General features: G+C 74.3%; 21 protein-coding genes and 1 pseudogene. 11 read left to right on the top strand and 11 right to left on the bottom strand.

Translation table 11 applies throughout. The features are described from left to right. The 5 genes from IEZ20_RS33075 to IEZ20_RS33095 form a co-directional block, all read left to right on the top strand. On the top strand, window positions 1–770 hold a 770-nt coding region (locus IEZ20_RS33075), incomplete at its 5' end, for a phosphoglucose isomerase-related protein (RefSeq protein ID WP_506004964.1). A 2-nt stretch (window positions 771–772) separates the two neighbouring features. Continuing rightward, window positions 773–1,651 (top strand): phosphogluconate dehydrogenase (NAD(+)-dependent, decarboxylating), encoded by an 879-nt coding sequence (gnd, locus tag IEZ20_RS33080; RefSeq protein ID WP_189305554.1) that lies wholly within the window; start codon window positions 773–775, stop codon window positions 1,649–1,651. Between the two features lie 6 nt (window positions 1,652–1,657). Further along, window positions 1,658–2,251, top strand: coding sequence for a histidine phosphatase family protein (locus IEZ20_RS33085; RefSeq protein WP_189305556.1), 594 nt, complete (start codon window positions 1,658–1,660; stop codon window positions 2,249–2,251). Between the two features lie 123 nt (window positions 2,252–2,374). Next, on the top strand, window positions 2,375–3,838 hold the full coding sequence (locus IEZ20_RS33090; RefSeq protein WP_189305558.1) for a membrane-associated oxidoreductase: 1,464 nt from the start codon (window positions 2,375–2,377) through the stop codon (window positions 3,836–3,838). A gap of 227 nt (window positions 3,839–4,065) precedes the next feature. Beyond that, window positions 4,066–4,731: a TetR/AcrR family transcriptional regulator gene (locus tag IEZ20_RS33095; RefSeq protein WP_189305560.1), complete on the top strand. Its 666-nt coding sequence runs from the start codon at window positions 4,066–4,068 to the stop codon at window positions 4,729–4,731. Between the two features lie 35 nt (window positions 4,732–4,766). Here IEZ20_RS33095 and IEZ20_RS33100 read toward each other — a convergent pair whose 3' ends face one another. Beyond that, window positions 4,767–5,354, bottom strand: a complete 588-nt coding sequence (locus tag IEZ20_RS33100; protein WP_189305562.1) for a TetR/AcrR family transcriptional regulator — start codon at window positions 5,352–5,354, stop codon at window positions 4,767–4,769. A 103-nt stretch (window positions 5,355–5,457) separates the two neighbouring features. Here IEZ20_RS33100 and IEZ20_RS33105 point away from each other — a divergent pair, with 103 nt between their 5' ends. Continuing rightward, window positions 5,458–6,336: an NAD(P)-dependent oxidoreductase gene (locus IEZ20_RS33105; RefSeq protein ID WP_189305564.1), complete on the top strand. Its 879-nt coding sequence runs from the start codon at window positions 5,458–5,460 to the stop codon at window positions 6,334–6,336. A gap of 70 nt (window positions 6,337–6,406) precedes the next feature. Here IEZ20_RS33105 and IEZ20_RS33110 read toward each other — a convergent pair whose 3' ends face one another. Then, window positions 6,407–6,847 (bottom strand): PPOX class F420-dependent oxidoreductase, encoded by a 441-nt coding sequence (locus tag IEZ20_RS33110; RefSeq protein WP_189305567.1) that lies wholly within the window; start codon window positions 6,845–6,847, stop codon window positions 6,407–6,409. An 89-nt stretch (window positions 6,848–6,936) separates the two neighbouring features. On the opposite strand from IEZ20_RS33110, the gene IEZ20_RS33115 reads away from it, so the two are divergent. The 3 genes from IEZ20_RS33115 to IEZ20_RS33125 all read left to right on the top strand — a co-directional run bounded on the left by IEZ20_RS33115 (window position 6,937) and on the right by IEZ20_RS33125 (window position 10,261). After that, the gene (locus IEZ20_RS33115; RefSeq protein WP_189305569.1) at window positions 6,937–7,521 is read left to right on the top strand and encodes a TetR/AcrR family transcriptional regulator; all 585 of its coding nucleotides are present in this window, start codon (window positions 6,937–6,939) and stop codon (window positions 7,519–7,521) included. Further along, window positions 7,518–8,936, top strand: coding sequence for an MFS transporter (locus IEZ20_RS33120; RefSeq protein WP_189305571.1), 1,419 nt, complete (start codon window positions 7,518–7,520; stop codon window positions 8,934–8,936). The genes IEZ20_RS33115 and IEZ20_RS33120 overlap by 4 nt, the downstream gene beginning before the upstream one ends. Before the next feature lie 65 nt (window positions 8,937–9,001). After that, complete coding sequence (locus IEZ20_RS33125; RefSeq protein WP_189305573.1) at window positions 9,002–10,261, top strand: serine hydrolase domain-containing protein; 1,260 nt, start codon at window positions 9,002–9,004, stop codon at window positions 10,259–10,261. On the opposite strand, the gene IEZ20_RS33130 is transcribed toward IEZ20_RS33125, so the two are convergent. The 4 genes from IEZ20_RS33130 to ribA form a co-directional block, all read right to left on the bottom strand. Next, entirely contained in the window at window positions 10,239–11,393 is a 1,155-nt protein-coding gene (locus tag IEZ20_RS33130; protein ID WP_189305575.1) for a saccharopine dehydrogenase family protein, read from the bottom strand. The genes IEZ20_RS33125 and IEZ20_RS33130 overlap by 23 nt on opposite strands. Continuing rightward, a complete protein-coding gene (locus IEZ20_RS33135) occupies window positions 11,390–12,448 on the bottom strand; it encodes a saccharopine dehydrogenase (protein WP_189305577.1) in 1,059 nt (352 codons plus the stop codon). Before IEZ20_RS33135 ends, IEZ20_RS33130 begins: the two co-directional genes overlap by 4 nt. Then, on the bottom strand, window positions 12,445–13,590 hold the full coding sequence (locus IEZ20_RS33140) for an NAD(P)/FAD-dependent oxidoreductase (protein ID WP_189305579.1): 1,146 nt from the start codon (window positions 13,588–13,590) through the stop codon (window positions 12,445–12,447). The genes IEZ20_RS33135 and IEZ20_RS33140 overlap by 4 nt, the downstream gene beginning before the upstream one ends. Window positions 13,591–13,672: 82 nt before the next feature. Next, window positions 13,673–14,344 carry a GTP cyclohydrolase II gene (gene ribA / locus IEZ20_RS33145; RefSeq protein ID WP_189305581.1) on the bottom strand — a complete coding sequence of 224 codons (672 nt, stop codon included), beginning with the start codon at window positions 14,342–14,344 and terminating at the stop codon, window positions 13,673–13,675. A gap of 39 nt (window positions 14,345–14,383) precedes the next feature. On the opposite strand from ribA, the gene IEZ20_RS33150 reads away from it, so the two are divergent. Further along, a complete protein-coding gene (locus IEZ20_RS33150; protein WP_189305583.1) occupies window positions 14,384–15,157 on the top strand; it encodes a creatininase family protein in 774 nt (257 codons plus the stop codon). A 203-nt stretch (window positions 15,158–15,360) separates the two neighbouring features. On the opposite strand, the pseudogene IEZ20_RS33155 reads toward IEZ20_RS33150, so the two are convergent. The 5 genes and pseudogenes from IEZ20_RS33155 to IEZ20_RS33175 form a co-directional block, all read right to left on the bottom strand. Continuing rightward, window positions 15,361–16,428, bottom strand: a pseudogene (locus IEZ20_RS33155) (lysylphosphatidylglycerol synthase transmembrane domain-containing protein); the annotation flags it as partial. Continuing rightward, complete coding sequence (locus IEZ20_RS33160; RefSeq protein ID WP_229896403.1) at window positions 16,425–17,528, bottom strand: class I SAM-dependent methyltransferase; 1,104 nt, start codon at window positions 17,526–17,528, stop codon at window positions 16,425–16,427. The gene IEZ20_RS33160 and the pseudogene IEZ20_RS33155, both read right to left, overlap by 4 nt. Then, window positions 17,525–18,706, bottom strand: a complete 1,182-nt coding sequence (locus IEZ20_RS33165; protein ID WP_189305585.1) for a glycosyltransferase family 4 protein — start codon at window positions 18,704–18,706, stop codon at window positions 17,525–17,527. Before IEZ20_RS33165 ends, IEZ20_RS33160 begins: the two co-directional genes overlap by 4 nt. Next, entirely contained in the window at window positions 18,703–19,101 is a 399-nt protein-coding gene (locus tag IEZ20_RS33170; RefSeq protein WP_189305587.1) for a 6-pyruvoyl trahydropterin synthase family protein, read from the bottom strand. Before IEZ20_RS33170 ends, IEZ20_RS33165 begins: the two co-directional genes overlap by 4 nt. 110 nt (window positions 19,102–19,211) lie before the next feature. Continuing rightward, window positions 19,212–20,201: a zinc-dependent alcohol dehydrogenase gene (locus IEZ20_RS33175; protein WP_189305589.1), complete on the bottom strand. Its 990-nt coding sequence runs from the start codon at window positions 20,199–20,201 to the stop codon at window positions 19,212–19,214. Between the two features lie 107 nt (window positions 20,202–20,308). Between IEZ20_RS33175 and IEZ20_RS33180 the strand changes: the two genes are divergently transcribed. Next, window positions 20,309–21,085 carry a CDP-alcohol phosphatidyltransferase family protein gene (locus IEZ20_RS33180; RefSeq protein WP_189305591.1) on the top strand — a complete coding sequence of 259 codons (777 nt, stop codon included), beginning with the start codon at window positions 20,309–20,311 and terminating at the stop codon, window positions 21,083–21,085. Window positions 21,086–21,280 lie beyond the last annotated feature (195 nt).

The raw sequence follows: 21,280 nt of genomic DNA on the forward strand, positions 1-21,280 counted from the left end.
TCGACGGGTTCCGGATCGTCGACGACCACTTCCGCACCGCGCCCGCCGAGGCCAACGCCCCGCTGCTGCTGGGCCTGCTGGGCATCTGGTACGACAACTTCTTCGACGCCCAGACCCATGCGGTGCTGCCGTACTCGCACTACCTGTCGAAGTTCACCGCCTACCTCCAGCAGCTGGACATGGAGTCCAACGGCAAGTCCGTGCAGCGGGACGGCCGGCCGGTGGAGTGGCAGACCGGACCGGTCGTCTGGGGCACCCCGGGCACCAACGGGCAGCACGCCTACTACCAGTTGATCCACCAGGGCACCAAGCTGATCCCGGCGGACTTCATCGGCTTCGCCCGCCCGGTCGCCGAGCTGAGCGAGGAACTGAAGGCCCAGCACGACCTGTTGATGGCCAACTTCTTCGCCCAGACCCAGGCGCTCGCCTTCGGCAAGACGGCGGAGGAGGTCCGCGCGGAGGGCGTGCCCGAGGAACTGGTCCCGCACAAGACCTTCCAGGGCAACCGGCCGACCACCACGATCCTCGCCCGCGAGCTGACCCCGTCGGTGCTCGGCCAGCTCATCGCCCTCTACGAGCACAAGGTGTTCGTCCAGGGCGCGGTGTGGAACATCGACTCCTTCGACCAGTGGGGCGTGGAGCTGGGCAAGGTCCTCGCCAAGCGCGTCGAGCCGGCCCTCACCGGCGGCGCGGACGTGCCCGGTCTCGATCCGTCCACCACGGCCCTGGTCGCCGCTTACCGCACTCTCAAGAACGCATCGGAGAACTGATCATGCAGCTCGGTCTCATCGGTCTCGGCAAGATGGGCGGCAACATGCGCGAGCGCATCCGCCGCGCCGGCCACACCGTCATCGGCTACGACCGCAACCCGGAGGTCTCCGACGTCAAGAGCCTGGCCGAACTGGTCGAGAAGCTGGACGCCCCCCGCCATGTGTGGGTGATGGTCCCGGCCGGCACGGCCACCCAGACCGTCATCGACGAACTCGGCGACCTGCTGGAGCCCGGCGACACGGTCATCGACGGCGGCAACTCCCGCTGGACGGACGACGAGAAGCACGCCGCCGCCCTCGGCATCAAGGGCATCGGTTTCGTGGACGCCGGTGTCTCCGGCGGTGTCTGGGGCCTGGAGAACGGCTACGCGCTCATGGTCGGCGGCGACAAGGAGAACGTCGACCGGCTCCAGCCGATCTTCGACGCGCTCAAGCCGGAGGGCCCGTACGGCTACGTCCACGCGGGCCGGGTCGGTGCCGGACACTTCTCCAAGATGGTCCACAACGGCATCGAGTACGCCATGATGCAGGCCTACGCCGAGGGCTGGGAGCTGCTGGAGAAGGTGCACTCGGTGGAGAACGTCCGCGAGGTGTTCCGTTCCTGGCAGGAGGGCACCGTCATCCGCTCCTGGCTCCTGGACCTCGCCGTGAACGCCCTCGACGAGGACGAGCACCTGGAGAAGCTGCGCGGCTACGCGGAGGACTCCGGCGAGGGCCGCTGGACCGTGGAGGCGGCCATCGACAACGCCGTCCCGCTCCCGGCGATCACCGCCTCGCTCTTCGCGCGGTTCGCCTCCCGCCAGGACGACTCCCCGCAGATGAAGATGATCGCCGCACTGCGCAACCAGTTCGGCGGCCACGCGGTCGAGAAGAAGGACTGACCCGCCGTGGGGGACCTCCTGCTGGTCCGCCACGGTGAGACGGAGTGGAGCCTGTCGGGACAGCACACCAGCTGGACCGACCTGCCCCTGACGGAGCACGGCGAGGAACAGGCCAAGTCCCTCGCCCCGCTCCTCACCGGACGGACCTACGCCCTGGCGCTCGCCAGCCCGCTGAGCCGCGCCCTGCGCACCGCCGAACTGGCGGGCATACCCGGGGTCGTGCCCGACCCCGACCTGCACGAGTGGGACTACGGCGGCTACGAGGGCGTCACCACCGTCGACATCCACCGCAGCCGGCCCGGCTGGGACCTGTGGACCGACGGTGTGCCGCCCGGCCCCGAGGGGCACCCGGGCGAGTCACCGGAGGAGATCGGCGCCCGTGCCGACCGGGTCCTGGCCCGCGTCGACGCGGCCCTCGCCGAGGACGCCGGCGATGTGGTCCTCGTCGCCCACGCCCACTTCCTGCGCGTGCTCACCGCCCGCCGGCTGGGCCTGCCGCCCGCCGAGGGCCGGCTGTTCCAACTGGCCACCGGCACGGTCAGCCGCCTGTCGAGGGAACACGGCCGACCGGTGATCGCGGAGTGGAACGTCCGGCCGTAACACCGCACGGCCCGTGTGTGCCCCCGGTCCGCCGCTCACCGCGGCCCGGGGGCACACGGCTTCAACGACCGTGCGCAAGGGGCGGATTGACAGCCGCTTCCCCCTAGGGTCAGAGTCCCGCTGGTGGAGACCAACCAGCTGACGGCGGCCGAGGAACGGGTGTGGCGGGCGTTTCCCCGTGGGGAGTCCGTGGACTTCCGGGAGTCACCCGACGAGGATCCCGCCGACGGGGCGACCTGGGGAGCCGAACGGACCGTACGCGCCGAGGTGGTGCGGGCGCTGCTGCTGGGCGGGCCCCGGCAGGACGGGGAGATACCGTCACTGAGCCTCGCGGGTGCCCGGATCACCGGCCTGCTCGATCTGCAGTACGCGGCGATCGACCACCCGGTACGGCTGCGGCACTGCCACTTCGACGAGGCCCCGCGGTGCTACGCCGCCCGGCTGCGCGAACTCAACCTCAGCGAGTCCGTCCTGCCCGGGCTGGTCGCCCACGCCACGCACATCGACGGCGTCGCGCGCATGACCCGGACCCGGTTCACCGGCACCCTGCGGCTGAGCGGCGCCCGCATCACCGGCAGCCTCCACCTGGAGAGCGCCCAGGTGACGGTGCCCGACGCCGAGGGCCCGGTGCTCCAGCTGGGCCAGACCTCCGTCGGCGGGGACCTGGCGGCGCCGGGCCTGCGCACCCGGGGGCAGATCCGGCTCAACGGCGCGACCGTCGCCGGATCGCTCAACCTGGGCGAGGCGCGGCTCGGCAATCCCGGGGGCGCCGCGCTCGACGCGCAGACGCTCACCGTGGCGGGCGACATGCTGCTCCGGAACGCCGAGGTGCACGGCTGGGTGGGCCTGCGCGGTGCCCGGATCGCCGGGCGGCTCGACCTGTCGTACACCGTCCTGTCGAATCCCGGCGGTCCGGCGCTGCAGGCGAGCAGCACGGCCGTCGGCGAGCTGTGGCTGCGCAAGGCGCCGCCCATGGAGGGCACGCTCAACCTGCGCCGCGCCCAGCTGGACGTGCTGTTCCTGGAGCCGGAATCGCTGCCCGAGGAGGTGCTGATCGGCGACCTGACGTACACCTCGCTCGTCCCGCACGAGCCGGCCGAGCGGCGGCTGCCCATGCTGGAACGGCAGCGCGACGGCTATGTCCCGCACGCCTACGAGGAGTTGACGGCCGCCTACCGCCGGGTCGGCGACGACCACGCGGCCCGGCTGGTGCAGCTCGCCAAGCAGCGCCGGCACCGGAACACACTCCCGTGGTACGGCCGGCTGTGGGGGCTGGTGCAGGACGTCGCCGTCGGCTACGGCTTCCGGCCGATGCGGGCCGCCGGGTGGCTGCTGTCGCTGCTGGCGATCGGGTCCGTCGCGTTCGCGCTGCACCATCCGCAGCCGCTGAAGGCGGGCGAGGCGCCGCCGTTCCACCCGGTGTTCTACACGCTCGACCTGCTGCTGCCGGTGATCTCCTTCGGGCAGGAGGAGGCGTTCGCACCGAGCGGCGGCTACCAGGCCCTCGCCTACGTCCTCGTCCTCACCGGCTGGATCCTGGCCACGACGGTGATCGCGGGTGTCACCCGCACGGTCAGCCGCCAGTGAGGCCGCGCCCGGCGCGCTGGGCCGCCGGCCGCACCGGCGCGTTCGCGGCGCCGTACCCCCGGCGGCCGGTCGTGGAGGATGCCGAGTTCGCGGGATGTGCGCCGCCTGCTCCACCCGCCGTGCGGGTCCCGCCGAAGGTCCCGCCGGGCGCCGCGGGCCTGCTTCTACAATCACCGGCACGCGAACGAGCGCGCCGCCCCGGCGCCTCACGAGCCCGAAGGACAGCGATGACCAGCGTCGAAGAACCGGTACGTCCCGGCGGGCGGGTGCGCGACGCCGCCCGCACCAAGGCCGAGATCCTCGACGTGGCCACCCAGGAGTTCGCCCGGGCCGGCTACGACGGCGCCCGGGTCGACGAGATCGCCGCCCGCACCCGCACCACCAAGCGCATGATCTACTACTACTTCGGCGGCAAGGAGCAGCTGTTCACGGCCGTGCTGGAGCGGGCCTACGGGGTGATCCGGGACGCCGAGCAGGAGCTGGACGTCGACCACCTGGACCCGGTGGCCGCGATCCGGCGGCTGGCCGAGCTGACCTTCGACCACCACGAGCGGCACCCGGACTTCATCCGGCTGGTCAGCATCGAGAACATCCACGGCGCCGAGCACATCGCGGCCTCCGAGAAGCTCGGCCGGATCGGTTCCCCGGCGCTGGACGTCATCCGCCGCATCCTCGCCTCGGGACAGGAGTCCGGGCTGTTCAGGGCCGACGTGGACGCGGTCGACCTGCACGCGGTGATCAGCTCGTTCTGCTTCTTCCGGGTCGCCAACCGGCACACCTTCGGCGCCCTGTTCGGCCGGGACCTGGTGGACCCGGCCCAGCGCGAGCGCTACCGGACCATGCTCGGGGACATGGTGATCGCCTACCTGAGGGCCGAGCGGGCCGCCGGCTGACGGGTTCGCGCGGACTCCGGAGGTGTTCACCGTGTTCAGGGGCGCACGGCGGCGTCCAGCAGGGGGCCGAGTTCCCGTACCGCCGTGGTGAGCGACCGTTCGTCCCGTTCCGCGCGCGCCATCAGGATCGCGCCCTCCAGGGTGCTGATCATGAGGGTGGCCAGGGAGTCGGCGCGGTCCGCGGGGACCCCCATGTCCGTCAGCGCCCCGGCGACTGGTGCCCGCCAGGCCGCGAACGCGGCGGCCGCCGCCTGCCGGGTGGAGTCGCCGGTGGCGCAGTCGACCGTGGCGGCGGCGACCGGGCACCCGGCCGTGAAGCCGTCCGCCGCGTACTCGTCGGTCCACTGGGCGGCCATCGCCGCGAACAGGCCGCCCGGCGTGGGGTGTTCGAGCTCCGCGAGGAAGCGTGCGACGCGCTTGCCGGCGTACCGGCCGGCCCACTCCACCGCCTCGTTGACCAGTTGCTCCTTGCCGCCCGGGAAGTAGTGCTGGAGGGAGCCGCGCGGTGCGTCCGCGTGCGCGGCGACCTCGCGCATGCCGGTCGCGGTGACCCCGTTGCGCCGGATGAGCTGGGCCGCGCTGAACACCATCCGCTCCCGCGGTCCGCGCCCCGCCTGCTTCATCTGCCGACCTCCGTTCCCTTGCCGCCACTCTATGACCGCCGTCATAGCAGCGGCTACTATGACCGGTGTCATAGTCGATCCGTGGCGCGGAGGGCGGCCTGCCATGCACGTCGGATTCATCGGTCTCGGAGTGATGGGCCGGCCCATGGCCCTGCGCCTGGCGTCCGCCGGCACCCCGCTGGTGGTCTGGAACCGGACCCCGGAGCGCGCCGAGCCGCTGCGCGCGGCGGGCGCCGAGGTCGCCGCCGACCCCGCCGAGGTGTTCGCGCGGGCGGAGGTGGTGCTGCTCATGCTGGCCGACGAGGCGGCGGTGGACGCGGTGCTCGGCCGAGGCACGCCCGCACTGGCCGCGCGGGTCGCGGGCCGGACCGTGGTGCACATGGGCACGACCTCCCCGGAGTACTCCCACGCCGTGGAGGCCGACGTCCGGGCCGCCGGCGGCCGGTACGTCGAGGCGCCCGTCTCCGGGTCGCGGGTCCCGGCGGAGCGGGGGCAGCTGGTGGCCATGCTCGCCGGGGAGGAGGAGGCCGTGGCCGCCGTACGGCCGCTGCTCGCGCCGATGTGCCGTGAGGCGTTCGGGTGCGGTGCGGTGCCCGGCGCGCTGCTGATGAAGCTGGCGGTGAACATCTTCCTGATCACCCAGGTGACCGGGCTGACCGAGGCGTTCCACTTCGCCGAGAGGCAGGGCCTGGACCGCCGGCTCTTCCTCGACGTGCTGGACGCGGGCCCGATGGCCAGCGCGGTGTCCCGGATGAAGGCGCCCAAGCTGCGCGAGCGGGACTTCGCCGTGCAGGCGGCGGCGCTGGACGTGCTGAAGAACAACCGGCTGATCGCCGAGGCGGCCCGCAAGGCCCGCCTCGCCTCGCCGCTCCTCGACGTGTGCCACACCCTGTTCGAGGAGACGGTGGCGCGGGGCCACGGCGGTGAGGACATGGTGGCCGTACTGCGGGCGATCGAGGCGCGGACCGCCGAGGCGCCGTGAGCCGGACGCCCCCCGCGGCCCGGCCCTCCGCCCTCGGCCCTACGACCCCAGCCCTTCGGGTCCTTCCGGGTCAGCCCTTCCGCGGGATGCCGTACGCCCGTTCGACGTGCAGCCGCACCACCAGGCGGCGGTCGCGGACCATCGCGGCCCGGTAGTCGTCCCAGTCCGGGTGTTCGCCGAGCACGTCCCGGTAGAGCCGGATCAGCTCCTCCACGGTGTCGTCGTGCGGGTCGGCGGCGACCGGGGTCAGCTCGGCGGTGCCCTCGGCGACGGTGTACGCCCAGCGGTCCTCGCTGGTGACGTGGTACGAGGCACGCGGGTCCCGGCGCAGGTTGCGGGTCTTGGCGCGGTCGTCAGTGACCGAGATCCGGATGACCCGCTCGTCGGGGTAGTAGGCGTGGCTGACGTTGGAGAGCTGGGGGCGGCCGTCGCGCCGGAGCGTGACGAGTACGCCGGCGTGGCCTTCGGAGAGCAGGCCGAGCAGCGCGTCCTGCGGGGAGTCCTGGGTCATATCCGGGTCAACTCGGGCGGGGTGCAGCGCATTCCCTCGCGGACACAACTCGGTAGACACTGTCTACGTCCTCCTGGTAGACAGTGTCCATGAGTGATGCGGACACGGGTCTGCGGGCCCGGCTGGTCGACGTGGGCGTGGAGCTGCTGGCCGCGGAGGGCGCACAGGCGCTGACCCTGCGGGAGATCGCCCGGCGCGCCGGCGTCTCGCACGGGGCGCCGCGCCGCTACTTCCCCACCCACCTGGAGCTGCTCTCCGCCATCGCCCGGCGGGGCTTCACCGAGCTGGCCGGGCGGGCTCACGCGGCGCTGGAGCGGGAGACGGGCGGCCCCCGCGCCCAGGTGGCCGCGCTGGCGCGGACGTACGTGGAGTTCGCGCTGGAGCAGCCCGGCATGTACGAGCTGATGTTCCGTCACGACCTGCTGGAGAGCGGGCACCTGGGGCTGAGGGAGACGAGTCTTCCGCTGTTCTCCCTGCTCACGGACCTGGTCGGCACGGTGGATCCCGATGCCGACGCCCGGCGGGCGGCGGCCGCCCTGTGGGCGAACCTGCACGGAACGGTTCAGCTGTGGCGCTGGCGCAGCCTGCAACTCGCCCTGGACGAGGAGGACTTCGGCCCCCTCCTCGACACCGTCCTGGCCGCACACCTGGGCGGCCGGGGGGACGGCCGGTGAACCGGCCCTGGACGCTGGCGAGCAGCGTGGCGGGCGCGGTGGTCGTCGCGCTGGACGGTACGGTCCTCACGGTCGCGCAGCCCAGCCTGCAACGGGAGCTGCACGCGTCGTTCGCCGAGGTGCAGTGGACCAGTACCGCCTATCTCGTCGCGGTGGCGAGCCTGCTGGTGTTCGCCGGGCGGCTCGGTGACCGGCACGGACAGCGGCGACTGTTCGGGCTGGGCATGCTGGGCTTCGGCGCCGCCTCGGTCGGGATCGGCCTCGCGCCCGCGGTGGGCTGGGTGATCGGACTGCGGGCGGTGCAGGGCCTGTTCGGGGCCCTGTTGCAGCCGGCCACGCTGGGCATGCTGCGAGCCGCGTACCCGCCGGACCGGCTCGCCTCGCCCCTGGCCGTGCGGACCGCCGCGATCGGGCTGGCGGCGGCCGCGGGTCCGCTGGTGGGCGGGGCGCTGGTGACCGGGTTCGGCTGGCGGGCGGTGTTCTTCGTCAACGTGCTGCCCGCTCTCGCCTTCGGTCTGCCGGCCCTGCTGCGTCCCGGGTCCCGCCCGGCACCCGCCCGTACCACCCCGCTGGACCTGCCGGGTGCCGTGCTGCTCGCGGTGGCGCCGGCCTGCCTCGTGTACGCGGTCACGGCCCGGCCCGTCTCCGTCGCGGGCCTCGCCGTGTCCGCGGTGGCGGCGGCTCTGCTCGTCCGGCACGAGCGGCGCGCGGCGAGCCCGCTGCTGCCGCCCGAGGTGATCGGCGCGCGGGCGGTCGGGGCGGCGCTCGGCATCCTGGTCGCCGTCTCCGCGTCCCTGTCCGGCACGCTGTTCGTCGCCACGTACGTCCTCCAGCGCCGCCTCGGCCTGGACCCGTTCCTCAGCGCCCTGCGCAGCCTGCCGCTCGCCGCGCTCATGGTGGCGTCGGCGGCGCTGTGCCCCGCGCTGCTGCGCCGGTGCGGCGCGCGGGTGACGACGGCGGGGGCAGCGGCGGCGCTCGCGCTCGGCGTGCTCGTCCTCGCCGGGACCACCTCGACGCCCGGCCTGGGCTGCGGGTTCGCGCTGCTGGGCGCCGGTTTCGGCACGGTGCTGGTGGCGGCCACCCAGGTGATCGTACGGCGGGCCGAGGTGACGGTGGCCGGGGTCGCGGGCGGCCTGCAGCAGACCGCGCTGAACGTCGGCCCGGCCGTGGGCGTGGCCGGGGCGACCGCGCTGCTGGCCGTGGGCACCGGACCCGCACTGCTCGCCCTGGCGGTCCTGGCGGCCCTCGCCGTGCCGGCGGCCCGCGCACTGCCCGGCCGCGCGGACGCCGACGCGCCCACCGACACCCGCACCGACACCCGCACCGGCACCGGCACCGGCACCGGCACCGACGTCGAATCGATCACACCCACCCCGGATGACCCCCTCCCGACCAGCATTCCTGCGCGACGATGAGATCCGGGAGCGGACCGGCGCGGCAGCCGGGGCGCGCCGGGGACGACGGGACCGGAGGAAGAGCGATGGCACAGCTGCGACAGGACGTGGAACCGGCGGAGGCCGGCCTGGACGCCGAGGCGCTGGACCGCCTGGACCGGCGCCTCGCCGAGCACGTCGACGCGGGGCGGCTGCCGGGTTACCTGGTGTCCGTGGCCCGCGGCGGCCGGGTCGCGCACCTGACCACGTACGGCCTGCGGGACGTGGCGGCCGGGCTGCCGGTCGGGACGGACACGCTGTGGCGGATCTACTCGATGACCAAGCCGGTCACCGCGGTCGCGGTACTGCTGCTGGTGGAGGAGGGCCGGCTGTCCCTGGACGACCCTCTCGACCGCCATCTGCCCGCCTTCGCCGACCCCCGGGTGTACGACGGCGGTGAGGGCGCCGGCGTACGCACCCGCCCGGCCGCCGGCCCGATCCTGATCCGGCATCTGCTCACCCACACCGCGGGCCTGACCTTCGGCTTCTACCACCGCCACCCCGTGGACGCGCTCTACCGCGAGGCGGGCCTCGAGTACTCGGTGCCGCCGGGCAAGGACCTCGCGGAGACCGTCGACGTCTACGCGCGCATGCCGTTGCAGTTCGACCCGGGCACCCAGTGGAACTACTCAGTCGCCTCCAACGTGCTGGGCCGGGTGATCGAGGTGGTCTCCGGGCTGCCCCTGGACGCGTTCTTCGCCGAGCGGATCCTCGGCCCGCTCGGCATGACCGACACCGGCTTCCACATCACGCCCGAACAGGAGCCCCGGCTCGCCGAGCTGTACGGCGAGACGGACGAGGGCGGGATCGAGCCGGTGCCGGGGCTGCCGGTGCGCGGCCGGCCGCGGTTCCTCTCCGGCAGCGGCGGCCTGGTCTCCTCCGCCCACGACGTCCACCGGTTCATGGAACTGCTGCGCCGGGGCGGCGAGCTGGACGGCGTACGCCTGCTGGCGCCGCGGACCCACGCGCTGATGACCCGGAACCAGCTGCCGGGCGGGGCCACCATCCGCTCCTTCGGCGCCCCGGCCCACCGGGAACCGGGCATGGACGGCCTCGGTTTCGGCTTCAACGTGTCCGTCGTCATCGATCCCGCGCGCACCCTGGCCCCCTCCCACCGCGGCACCTACGGCTGGACCGGCGTGGCCACCACCGCCTTCTGGGTCGACCCGGCCCACGACCTGACCGTGCAGTTCATGACCCAGGTGCGCCCGAAGAGACTGAAGGTCTTCCCCGAGCTGCGGCGACTGGTGCACGCGGCGGTGACGGACCGGGCCGGCCGGCCGGCTACTGCCCCAGGGTCAGCGTGAACTCCATTCCCTCGTCGACGAGTTCGGCCAGCCAGCGGTCCGCGCGCTGTGCGCTCCCCGCCGCCCGGTGCAGCCCGGCCGGCAGGCTGCCGTCCAGGATGTGGCGGACGCCGAGGGCGAGCGGGCGGGAGACGCAGCGGGCCATCGCGGACTCCTCGGCGTCACCGGTCAGGTCCAGCAGGTAGGCGCCGGTCCAGGGGCGGCCCTGGCCGGTGTCGACCTCCAGCGCTACGGAGAGCACCACCCGGTCGCGGTCGGCCGGCGTGGTGGGGTGGGCCGCCGCCAGCTCCCGGGCCAGCGCGGCGATCCGCTCGTCGTCGCCGGCCGTCAGCTCCTCGAAGACCGGCTGCCAGGCCTTCAGCCAGCCGTCCAGCCGCAGGGTGCCCCGTACGAAGGTGCGCGGGGTCCAGGCGTCGGGCAGTCCGTACTGGCCGATGAAGGGGATGCTGTCGCGGTTGGGGTACGCCTCGAAGGTCTCGCCGTCCAGGACGAGCGGCCGGGTCGCCTCCCAGGGGCGCTCGGCGGTGGTCTCGGTGCCGTCCTCCAGGTAGCGCGCGGGCGAGCGCAGGGCGCCCAGCACGCCGAGCGGGGCCCAGCTGAAGCGGTAGCGGAAGTCGTTCGGCTCGGCCGGGACGCCGCCGCAGTAGGAGGTGAGCCGGTAGGCGGCCGGGGTGTGCTCGCCGATCCGCGCCCGGGCCCGGCCGATGAGGCTGTGCGCGAAGAGGTGGTCGATGCCCGGGTCCAGGCCGGCCTCTGCGAGCACGACCACGCCCGCCTCCCGCGCCGCCGGCACCCGCGCCAGCACCTCCGGGGACACATAGCTGGAGCAGGCGAAGTGCGCCCCGGCCCGCACGCACAGGGCGAGCAGCCCGGCGTGCTCCGGCGCCGGCAGCATCGACACGACGACGTCCCCGGGCTCCAGCGCGGCGGCGAGGGCGTCCGGGGTGAGGGCGCGGGGCTCGGCGTGCCCCGTCAGGCCCAGGCCGGCCAGCGCCTCGGCCGCGCGCTCCCCCGTGCGGTGCCACAGCAGCACCCGGCCGGCCGTACGGCACAGGGCGGCGAGCCCGCTGCCGGTGGACAGTCCGGCGCCGACCCAGTGGACGGTTCCGCTCGCCGGGACACGGTCGGTCATGACGGCAACTCTCCTTGGTGGATACCGAGTTCACGGCAGGCCTGGTGGAACCGGTCGAGACAGCGGCCCCAGGCGCCGCCCGGGCCGAAGGCGAGCAGCTGCGGCAGCAGGGCCGCCGAGAAGTCGGCGCTGGACTCCCGGGGCAGCAGGGACGGCAGGTTGTCGATGGCGATCAGGTCCAGCGGGGGCTCCTTGCGCAGCCGTCGCACGGGCTCGGTCCAGTCCGTCGTACGGTCGTAGACCGGCAGGACGTTGAACGGGGAGCCGACGTCACAGGTGACGTCGCACAGGGTGCGCAGCCGGCGGGCCGGGGAGTCCAGGTCCTCCTCGCGCAGGAACGGCGGGACCAGGCTGGTCGCGAGGACCGCGTTGACCATCACGTCGTGCCCGAGCAGGGCCTCCCGGTCCAGGTCGCGGGTCTCCGCGAGGTCCCAGCGGGTCGCCTCGACGCCCGCGGTGCGGAACGCGGCCGAGGCGCCCCGCCCGCTGCGGCCCAGGGCGCCGACGACCAGCGCGGTGAACTCCGTGTCCCCGGCCCGGGGCCGCAGTACGGCGTCCAGGTCGTCCTTGGCCGTGGGCGTGAGCGGTGCGCCCAGCCGGCCCCGGTGCTGGAGCACGGCGAGGGCGGCGCCCAGATAGCCCGCCCAGAAACCGAAGGCGGCCAGCCGGCGGCCCTCGTCGTCCACCAGGTACTCCAGGTCCAGCAGCGCCCCGCCGCCGGCCGCGAACCTGCGCAGCAGTTCGGCGGCGCCCGGCTGCCGCTTGTACGCGTGCCCGAAGAAGAGGTGCCGGTGGGGCAACGCGGCCGGTTCGTCCGGGAGTTCCTTCAGGCCGAGGATCACGGCGTCCCGGGGTGCCGTCACCCAGGAGCCCGCCGGGGCGCGCCGGCAGCCGGCCGCCTCGTACTCCTCCACGGGGAAGATCCGCTGCGGGGACTCCTCGACGGTCAGTATGACCCCGTCCTCGACCAGCCGGCGGGCGTCGGCGGGCACGACCGGCGTGCGCCGTTCGGTCGTACGGGGCTCGTGGCGCAGCCACAGGTGCAGCTCGGTCATACCAGGTTGGCCTCCGGACGCGGGGCGTCGGCCGCGAACCGGCCGGCGCTCAGCGGGCTGATGTCCAGGAAGGGTACGCGGCCGAGGTACACGTCGCGGATCACCTCGCCGACGGCGGGTGCCTGGAGGAAGCCGTGCCCGGAGAAGCCGGTCGCGTACAGGAAACGGGAGACGGAAGTCGCCTCGCCGATCAGCGCGTTGTGGTCGGGGGTGTTCTCGTACAGGCCGGCCCAGCCGCCGGTGCGGCGCAGCTCCAGCAGGGCGGGGGCGCGCCGCGCCATCGCCTCGGCGAGCCGCGGGATCCAGCGGTCGTGGGTGTCGGTGGCGAAGCCCGGTTTCTCGTCCGGGTCGGACATGCCGAGCAGCAGGCCGGGGCCCTCGCGGTGGAAGTAGAGGCTGGTGGTGAAGTCGATGGTCATGGGCAGCGCGGGCGGCAGGCCCGGCACCGGCCCGGTGACGGCGATCTGCCGGCGCAGCGGCCGTACCGGCAGGTCCACGCCCGCCATCGCGCCGACCGCCCGGGACCAGGCGCCGGCCGCGCAGACCACCGTGTCCGTCTCGATCCGGCCGAGGGTCGTGCTGACCGCGGTGACGGTGTCGCCGTGCAGTTCGATGCCGGTGACCTCGGTGTGGCGCAGGATGCGGGCGCCGTGGGCGCGGGCGGCACGCGCGTAGCCGTGGACGACGGCCTCGGGGGTGCAGTGACCGTCGTCCGGGGAGTACGCGGCGGCCAGCAGGCCGTCGGTGCGGATCAGCGGGGAGAGCCGGCGGGCCTCCTCGGGGGTGATGAGGCGGCTGGGCACGCCGAGGGAGTTCTGCAGCCGCACGCCCGCCTCGAAGGAGGCCACCTGCTCCGGTGTGGAGAGCAGGAACAGGTAGCCGGTCCGGTGCAGCCCGATGTCCTGCCCGATCTCCTCCTCGAAGCGGGCGAACGCCTCGAGGCTGCGGGCGCCGAGCCGGATGTTCAGCTCGTCGGAGAACTGCGCCCGCACGCCGCCGGCCGCCTTGGAGGTGGAGCCGGCGGCGAGTTCGTCGCGTTCGACGAGGACGACGTCCCGTACTCCGGCGCGCGCCAGGTGCCAGGCGATGCTCGTGCCCATCACCCCACCACCGACGATGACCACCTCGGCCCGAAGGTTCACCCGCCGCCTCCTCCACCGCGCGCCGTACGCCTGTCGCCTGATCCTTTCCGGAACCGCGCCCGCCGAACCGGCGACCGGGCGCTCAGGAGCCGTGGGCGACGGCGTCCAGGTGCGGCAGGTGGTGGTCCATCCGTTCCCGCTTGGTCCGCAGGTACGTGATGTTGCTCTCGCAGGGCTCGATCAGCAGCGGCACCTGCTCGGCGACCTGGACTCCGTGCAGGACCAGCGCCTCCCGCTTGCGCGGGTTGTTGGACATCAGACGCACCGAGCGCACCCCGAGGTCGCGCAGGATCTCGGCGGCCACGCCGTAGTCGCGGGCGTCGACCGGCAGGCCCAGCGCGAGGTTCGCCTCCACCGTGTCCAGGCCCTCCGCCTGCAGCGCCATCGCGCGCAGTTTGGCGAGCAGCCCGATGCCGCGGCCCTCGTGCCCCCGCAAGTAGACGACGATGCCGCTGCCTTCGGCGACCACCGCGCGCATCGCGGCCTCCAGCTGGTCACCGCACTCGCAGTGCCGGGAGCCGAACGCGTCCCCGGTCAGGCACTCCGAGTGCAGCCTGACCAACACGTTCTCGGAGCCGATCTCGCCGTACACCAGGGCCACTTGCTCGTCACCGCGGTCGTGGTCCAGGTAACCGACCGCCTGGAATTTGCCGTACACGGTGGGCAGCGGTGCATTCACTACGCGTTCCGCACCCGAACGCCGCGGGGACTTCTTGCCGAGAACGCCGAGGTTCGAGCCGGTGTTTTCTGTCATGATCTGATTCCTAAAGCAGAGACGAAAGGCCATGAAAAGATGAGTGGTTCGGGCATGCGGGCGGCGTACGGGGTGGTGAGCGGCGTACTGCCGACGGACACCACCGAGGACGTACGGACCCGGGGGGCGGGCGTGTCAGCACAGGTCGCCGTCCTTCCCGTCGGAAGCTTCGAGCAGCACGGTCCGTACCTTCCGCTGGTCACCGACACGCTGGTGGCCTGCGCCGTGGCGCGGGAGCTGGCCGCCGCGTACCCGGTGCACCTCCTTCCTCCGCTGACGGTCTCCTGCTCGCACGAACACGCGGCCTGGCCGGGGACCGTGAGCATCTCCGCCGTGACCCTGCACGCGGTGGTCTCGGACATCGCGGCGTCGCTGCGCCGCTCGGGCGTGGACGCGCTGGTCGTGGTCAACGGGCACGGCGGCAACTACGTGCTGGGCAACGTCGTCCAGGAGGCCTCCGCGCGCGGTGAGCGGATGGCGCTGTTCCCGGCCGCCGAGGACTGGGAGACGGCGCGGGAACGGGCCGGAGTGGTCACCTCGCTGCTCACCGACATGCACGCCGGAGAAATCGAGACCTCGATTCTTCTGCACGCTCACCCCGAATTCGTCCGTCCCGGTCACGAGTCGGCCGATTTCACCGCCGACGACCGTCGCCATCTGCTCACCCTGGGAATGTCCGCCTATACCGAATCGGGCGTCATCGGCCGTCCTTCCCTGGGTTCGGCGGAAAAGGGGAAGGAACTGCTGGCGAGCCTGGCGGAATCCTTCGAGCCGTATCTCGCCCTGCTCACCCGGGGCGCCGAGCCGGAGTAGTCCGGTACGACCGCCTGCCGGCCGGGACCCGTGGGGGCGGCCCCGGCCGACGGGCGGTCGCCGGGCGACGGGCGGTCGCCGGCCGACAGGCTGTCACCGAGCGACGGCCGGTCGCCGGGCGGAAGGGCGGGGCGCGCGGGGGTGGTGCCGGTGCGTACGGTCGTGTACCAGCGTCCGAGCAGGACGGCGGCGCCCGGCAGGCTCGCCACGAAGCTGAGGACGCCGTAGACGACGGCGACCGCGACACCGGTGTCCGCGCCGAGCCCCGCCGCGCCGAACGCCCAGGCGGTGACGCCCTCGCGGGGTCCGAAGCCGCCGACGTTCAGCGGCAGGCCCATGGCCAGCAGGGCGAGCACCGCGAGCGGCAGCAGCACCGCGACCGGGGCGGCCGAGCCGGCGACCCGGGCCGCCACGACGAACGTGGCCAGGTGTCCGGCCAGCACGATCGCGGAGGACAGCGCGACACCCGGTCCGCTCCCGGGGGACGCGAGGCCCGCACGGGCCTCGCCGAGCGTCCGGCGCAGGGCACCGCCGCGCCCGCGGTCTTGCGGGCGGTTCATCCGGACGGCGAGGGCGACGGCGAGCGCCCCGACGACGGCCAGGGCGACCAGCGGGGCGAAGCCGCGGACCTCGGCGCGCACCGGCGACGGCAGGGTGAGCAGCAGCGCCCCGCCGGCCACGGCCAGGGCGATCTGCCCGGCGACCCGCTCCAGGACCACCGCCTTCACCCCGCGCCGCACATCACCGGCGCTCTGCCCGTGCCGGACCGCCCGGTGCACATCGCCCAGGATGCCGCCGGGCAGGGCCGCGTTCAGGAACAGCGCCCGGTAGTAGTCGGCGACGGCGGGGCCCAGCGGCAGCCGCAGCCCCAGCCCCCGCGCCACCAGCTGCCAGCGCCACGCGCTGCACACGGTGGCGACCGCGCCGATCCCCGCCGCGGCCAGCACCGCGGCGGTGTCGATCCGCCGCAGCCCGTCCAGCAGCGGCCCGGTGCCGAGCCGCCACAGGAGCGCGGCGAGGATGCCGGCTCCGACGAGGGTGCCGACGTGGGTACGGAGGGCTCGGGAGTCACGGCGCCGGGGGGCGGGGGGCGCCTGCGGGGGCGTCGCGTCCGCCTGCGCCTGCGCCTGCGCCTGCGCCTGCGTGACACGCGTGCGCGCGGGAGCCGGTTCGGGTACCGCGCACGCCGGTTCCGCCGGTGCCGTACGCGCGTACGTGCCGGTGGCCTCCCCCGCCGGCACCTTGGTGCCCGCCGCCGTCCGCCCGCTCACCGCGTTCCGCCCCTCGGCCGGGGCAGCGCCAGCAGGTCGCTGTGGTGGACGGTGACCCGCAGCGTGCCGGCCGCGCAGGCGGCGAGCCGGTCGTGCAGGTACCGCTCGGCGCGGTCGCGCAGCTCCGGGCGCTGCTCGACGGCCGCGCCCACCCAGCCGCGCAGCCACTGCTCGGTCAGTTCGGCCTCCGCGGAACCGAGCCGCCACGGACTGGGGTGCAGCCGGACCGTCGCCCCCCGCTCGGCGAACGCCTCGCAGGCCACGGTGACCGCGTCCGGACCGAGCAGCCCGGAGCGGCGCTGGTGGGCGTTGAACGCCTCGGCGATCTCGGCGTCCAGCGGGTCGCCCGGGGCGAGTTCGACGCGCCCCGCGACGGAGAGGGTGAGCAGGGCCGGGCAGCCGGCGCCCGCGCAGGCTTCCGCCAGGGTCTCGATCTCCTCCCGGGTGAGGACGTCGAGCAGCGCGGACGCGGTCACCAGCGAGGCCCCGGCCAGCGCGTCCGGGGTGAGCCGGGCGATGTCACCGCGCCGGGTCTCGACCGTGACGCGGCTGCCGTCGGAGGCGGAGCGCGGGGAGGCCACGGCGGCGAAGTGCAGCAGGTAGGGGTCGCGGTCGTGCAGGATCCAGTGCTGGGCGCCGTCCAGCCGGGGCGCCAGCCAGCGGCCCATCGAGCCGGTGCCGCAGCCCAGGTCGTGCACGACGAGTCCGCCCGCCCGGCCCGGCAGGTTGGCCAGGCGGATCCGCAGGGGGTCGAGCAGTTCCGAGGCGCGGGCCACCGCGTCGGCGTCTTCCCGCAGCCGGAGCCACTCGGGCGCGTACCGCGGCGCTTCCTCCGGGTCACCGTCCCGCAGCCGTACGGTGCTCCGCTCGCCGGGGCGGGCCACGGGCCCGGCACCGGCGATGACGGAGTCGGCGGTGCCGTCGGTCCCGGTACCGGACCCGCTGCCGGACCCGCTGCCGAGAGGCTCCGCACTCCCTGTGTCCACGGCCGGCTCCTCCTTCCGCGCGGACTCCCCCGCGCCGGGCCCCGGCTGAGCCGGGATCAGCCCGCCCTGGCCGGACCGGACCGGCACCGCCTCTTCTTCCCGCACCCCGCTCATGCCGCCCTCCTCGGTGGTTCCGGGAGCCGTCCGAGGACTCCCGCGAGACTGCGGGCGGTGGCCGCCCAGCCGTCGAGCGCGGCACGCCGGCCGCGGGCCGCGGCCTTGAGGCGGCGGCGTACGTCGGGTTCGCCGAACCAGCCGCGCAGTTCGGCGGCGAGCGCGGCGGGGTCCTCCGGCGGGACGAGGATGCCGGGCACCCCGCCGTCCGGTGCGCGGCCGACCGCCTCCGGCAGACCGCCGACGTCGGTGGCGAGGACCGGGATGCCTCGGGCGAGGGCCTCGGTGACCGCCATGCCGTAGGTCTCGGCGTAGGAGGTGAGGACCATCAGGTCGGCCGCGGCGTAGGAGGCGTCGAGTGCGGCGCCGGAGCGCGGGCCGGTCAGGTGCAGGCGGTCGGCGAGGCCGTACCGGGCGATCAGCTCCCGCAGGTGGGCGACGTACGCGGGGTCGTGGCCGAGGCCGCCGACGCACTCGCAGGTCCACGGCAGGTCCCGGACGGTCGCGAGCGCCTCCACCAGCCGGTGCTGGCCCTTGCGCGGGGTCACGGCCGCCACGCACAGCAGCCGGGAGACCCCGTCGGTGCCGGGGGCGAGGGGCGCGATGTCGGCGCCGGGCGCGGCGACGTGCACCCGGTCGGGGGCGAGGCCGTGGTGGGAGACGAGCCGGCGGACCGCCCAGTCGCTGGTGGCGATGACCGCACCCGCCGCCCGCAGCACCGCCCGCTCGCGGCCGTCGAGGTCGGCGGCGACGGCCGGGTCCAGGCCGGTCTCGTCGCCGAGGGGGAGGTGGACGAGGACGGCGAGGCGCAGGCGCTGCGCCTCGGGGACGACGGTCTCCGGCACCCCGCAGGCGACGAGCCCGTCGAGGAGGACCACCGTGTCGTCCGGGAGGTCCCGCAGGGTGCGGGCGAGCGCGTCACGGGCGGCGGCGTCCGGGCGCGGCCAGGTGCCGGGCACGGCGTGCCGGGTGACCTGCCAGCCGAAGCCGGGCAGGTCCAGGCAGACCCGGCGGTCGTAGGCGTTGCCGCCGCTCGGCGCGGCCGGGTCGTCCACGCCGCCCGGCATCACGAAGTGCACACTGCGCAGGGACATGGGGATGATTCCGGCGTGGTCGGCGGCGGTGGGCTGCGCGGGCACGTAGGTGAGGCGGGCCCGCTCCACGGTCAGGTCGGTCACAGGCCACGCTCGTAACTCGCCCAGGCGATGTGCGACTCGTGGAGCGTGACGGTGATCCCGGCGAGGCCCTTGGCGCCTTCGCCCAGGCCGCCCTTGGCGATCCGCTCGGCGAGCCGGTCGGCGATGACCTTGGCCAGGAACTCCGTGGAGGTGTTGACGCCCTTGAAGTCGGGTTCGTCGTCGAGGTTGCGGTAGTTCAGCTCCGCGGTGATGGTGCGCAGTTCCTGCGTGGCCAGGCCGATGTCGACCACGATGTTGTCCTCGTCCAGCTGCTCGCGGCGGAACGTGGCGTCCACGAGGAACGTGGCACCGTGCAGGCGCTGCGCGGGTCCGAAGACCTCGCCGCGGAAGCTGTGGGCGATCATGATGTGATCGCGGACGGTGATGCTGAACAACGGACGACCCTCCAGGTGCGGCGCGTCTGGTCCCCCGCCCTTGCCCGCCGGGGGATGCCGTGTAGTACGGCTCTTCGCTTCCCCGTGTTCAGCCCTTCCTCACTCTTTTCTCAGGTCAGACCGGTCTCCGGGTAGCGGACCCGGTGGCACAGGGCGGGGATCTCGCCGGAGGCCAGCCGGGGCATGACGTGCGGGAGTTCCTCGAAAGCGCTCTCCCCGGTGATGAGCGCGTCCAGCGCGGGGTCGGCGAGCAGGTCGAGGGCGAGCGCCATCCGGTCGGCGTAGGTGCGGCCGGGCCTGGCGGCCGGGGAGACGGTGCCGACCTGGCTGCTGCGCACGGTGAGCCGGCGGGAGTGGAAGGCCTCGCCGAGCGGGAGGGTCACTCCGCGGTCGCCGTACCAGCTCAGCTCCACGACGGTGCCCTCCGGGGCGAGGAGTTGCAGGGCCCGGGTCAGGCCGGCCTCGGTGGCGCTGGCGTGCACGACGAGGTCGCAGTCGCCGAGGGCGTCGGCCGGGGCGGCGAAGTCGACGCCGAGCGCCTCGGCGGTCCCGGCGCGGTCCGGGTCGGCGTCGACCAGTTGGAGGCGGACGCCGGGGAAGCGGGCGAGCAGCGCGGCGACCGCGCAGCCGATCATGCCGCCGCCGACCACCGCGATCCGGTCGCCGGCCAGCGGTGCCGCGTCCCACAGGGCGTTCACGGCGGTCTCGACGGTACCGGCGAGCACGGCCCGTTCGGCGGGCACCCGCTCGGGCACCACGGTGACGGCGCTCACCGGAACGACGTAGCGGCTCTGGTGCGGGTACAGGCAGAAGACGGTACGGCCGATCAGCTCAGCCGGGCCCTGCTCGACCACGCCCACGCTGAGGTAGCCGTACTTCACCGGGCCGGGGAAGTCGCCCTCCTGGAACGGGGCCCGCATCGCAGCGTGTTGGCTCTCCGGCACCCCGCCGCGGAAGACGAGCGTCTCCGTGCCCCGGCTCACCCCGGAGTACAGGGCGCGCACCAGGACCTCGTCCTCGGCGGGCTCCGCGAGGGTGACGTCGCGCAGCTCGCCGTGGCCGGGCGAGCGGAGCCAGAACGCGCGGGCCGAAGGGTTCATCGGCATCCTCCTGAACGATCGGGAAGTTGTTCACGTACCGAGTTGTGCACAGGCCGCGCACAGTACGCGGCGTTGATCGACTCTGTCACTCGGCCGGAGGGTGTGCGGTGGCCCTGAACAACACGTATGACGCGAGGCTCCAGCAGGAGACCGCCGTGGGAGCGGGCGTGCAGCTCCTGCTGCTGGCCCTGCTCGGTTCGGCGATCGGCCTGGGGCCGGCCGGCTGGCTGACGGGGCTTGCCTTCGCGTTCGCCACCTGGGCGGTCCTCTCCCGGGCCGTGCACCGCTCCCGGCTGCGTTCCTTCGGCCCGGCCAACCGGGTCACGCTCGGCCGGGCCACCCTGGTGGGCGGGGTGACCGCGCTGGTCGGGGACTCCTTCGAGAGCGCGCCGCCGGTGACGCTGCTGGTCGCCCTGACCGCGGTGGCGCTGCTGCTGGACGGCGTGGACGGCAAGGTGGCCCGGCGCACCGGCACCTCGTCGGCGCTCGGCGCGCGTTTCGACATGGAGGTCGACGCCTTCCTGATCCTGGTGCTCAGCGTGTACGTCTCGACGCAACTCGGGCCGTGGGTCCTGCTGATCGGGGGCATGCGCTACGCGTTCGTCGCCGCGGCGCGTGTCGCGCCCTGGCTGACCGCCCCGCTGCCGCCGTCCTTCGCCCGCAAGACCGTCGCCGCGATCCAGGGCGTCTGCCTGCTCGTCGCGGGTGCGGAGCTGCTGTCCCGCCCGGTCAACCTCGCCGTCGTCCTGCTGGCGCTGGGCTCCCTGGTGTGGTCCTTCGGCCGGGACGTCGCGTGGCTGTGGCGGAACGCACGGACGCCGGTGGAGGCGCCGGTGGAGGCGCCGGTCGAGCAGCCGCCGCTGCTGGAGCTGGCGGCGCGCTGAGAGACGGGACGGGACCGGCTGCCGGTCCGGAGGGCCTGGACCGACTGCCGGTCCGGGCCCTTCCGCACGCTGAGCACGGGTCACACCGCCACCGTCTCGCGGCATCGCCCGGCCGCAGCCCGGACTCGGCCCCTTCCCTCCCACCGGTCGCGGATCACGCCGCCACCGTCTCGCGGCGTCGCTTGCCGGGATCCC

Source organism: Streptomyces cinerochromogenes (genome assembly GCF_014648635.1).
Lineage (GTDB): Bacteria > Actinomycetota > Actinomycetes > Streptomycetales > Streptomycetaceae > Streptomyces > Streptomyces cinerochromogenes.

Coding starts and splice junctions, on each gene's coding strand:
- gnd (WP_189305554.1), top strand. CDS start 773: ATGCAGCTCGGTCTCATCGGTCTCGGCAAGATGGGCGGCAACATGCGC.
- IEZ20_RS33095 (WP_189305560.1), top strand. CDS start 4,066: ATGACCAGCGTCGAAGAACCGGTACGTCCCGGCGGGCGGGTGCGCGAC.
- IEZ20_RS33100 (WP_189305562.1), bottom strand. CDS start 5,354: ATGAAGCAGGCGGGGCGCGGACCGCGGGAGCGGATGGTGTTCAGCGCG.
- IEZ20_RS33105 (WP_189305564.1), top strand. CDS start 5,458: ATGCACGTCGGATTCATCGGTCTCGGAGTGATGGGCCGGCCCATGGCC.
- IEZ20_RS33110 (WP_189305567.1), bottom strand. CDS start 6,847: ATGACCCAGGACTCCCCGCAGGACGCGCTGCTCGGCCTGCTCTCCGAA.
- IEZ20_RS33115 (WP_189305569.1), top strand. CDS start 6,937: ATGAGTGATGCGGACACGGGTCTGCGGGCCCGGCTGGTCGACGTGGGC.
- IEZ20_RS33125 (WP_189305573.1), top strand. CDS start 9,002: ATGGCACAGCTGCGACAGGACGTGGAACCGGCGGAGGCCGGCCTGGAC.
- IEZ20_RS33130 (WP_189305575.1), bottom strand. CDS start 11,393: ATGACCGACCGTGTCCCGGCGAGCGGAACCGTCCACTGGGTCGGCGCC.
- IEZ20_RS33135 (WP_189305577.1), bottom strand. CDS start 12,448: ATGACCGAGCTGCACCTGTGGCTGCGCCACGAGCCCCGTACGACCGAA.
- ribA (WP_189305581.1), bottom strand. CDS start 14,344: ATGACAGAAAACACCGGCTCGAACCTCGGCGTTCTCGGCAAGAAGTCC.
- IEZ20_RS33150 (WP_189305583.1), top strand. CDS start 14,384: ATGAGTGGTTCGGGCATGCGGGCGGCGTACGGGGTGGTGAGCGGCGTA.
- IEZ20_RS33160 (WP_229896403.1), bottom strand. CDS start 17,528: ATGAGCGGGGTGCGGGAAGAAGAGGCGGTGCCGGTCCGGTCCGGCCAG.
- IEZ20_RS33175 (WP_189305589.1), bottom strand. CDS start 20,201: ATGAACCCTTCGGCCCGCGCGTTCTGGCTCCGCTCGCCCGGCCACGGC.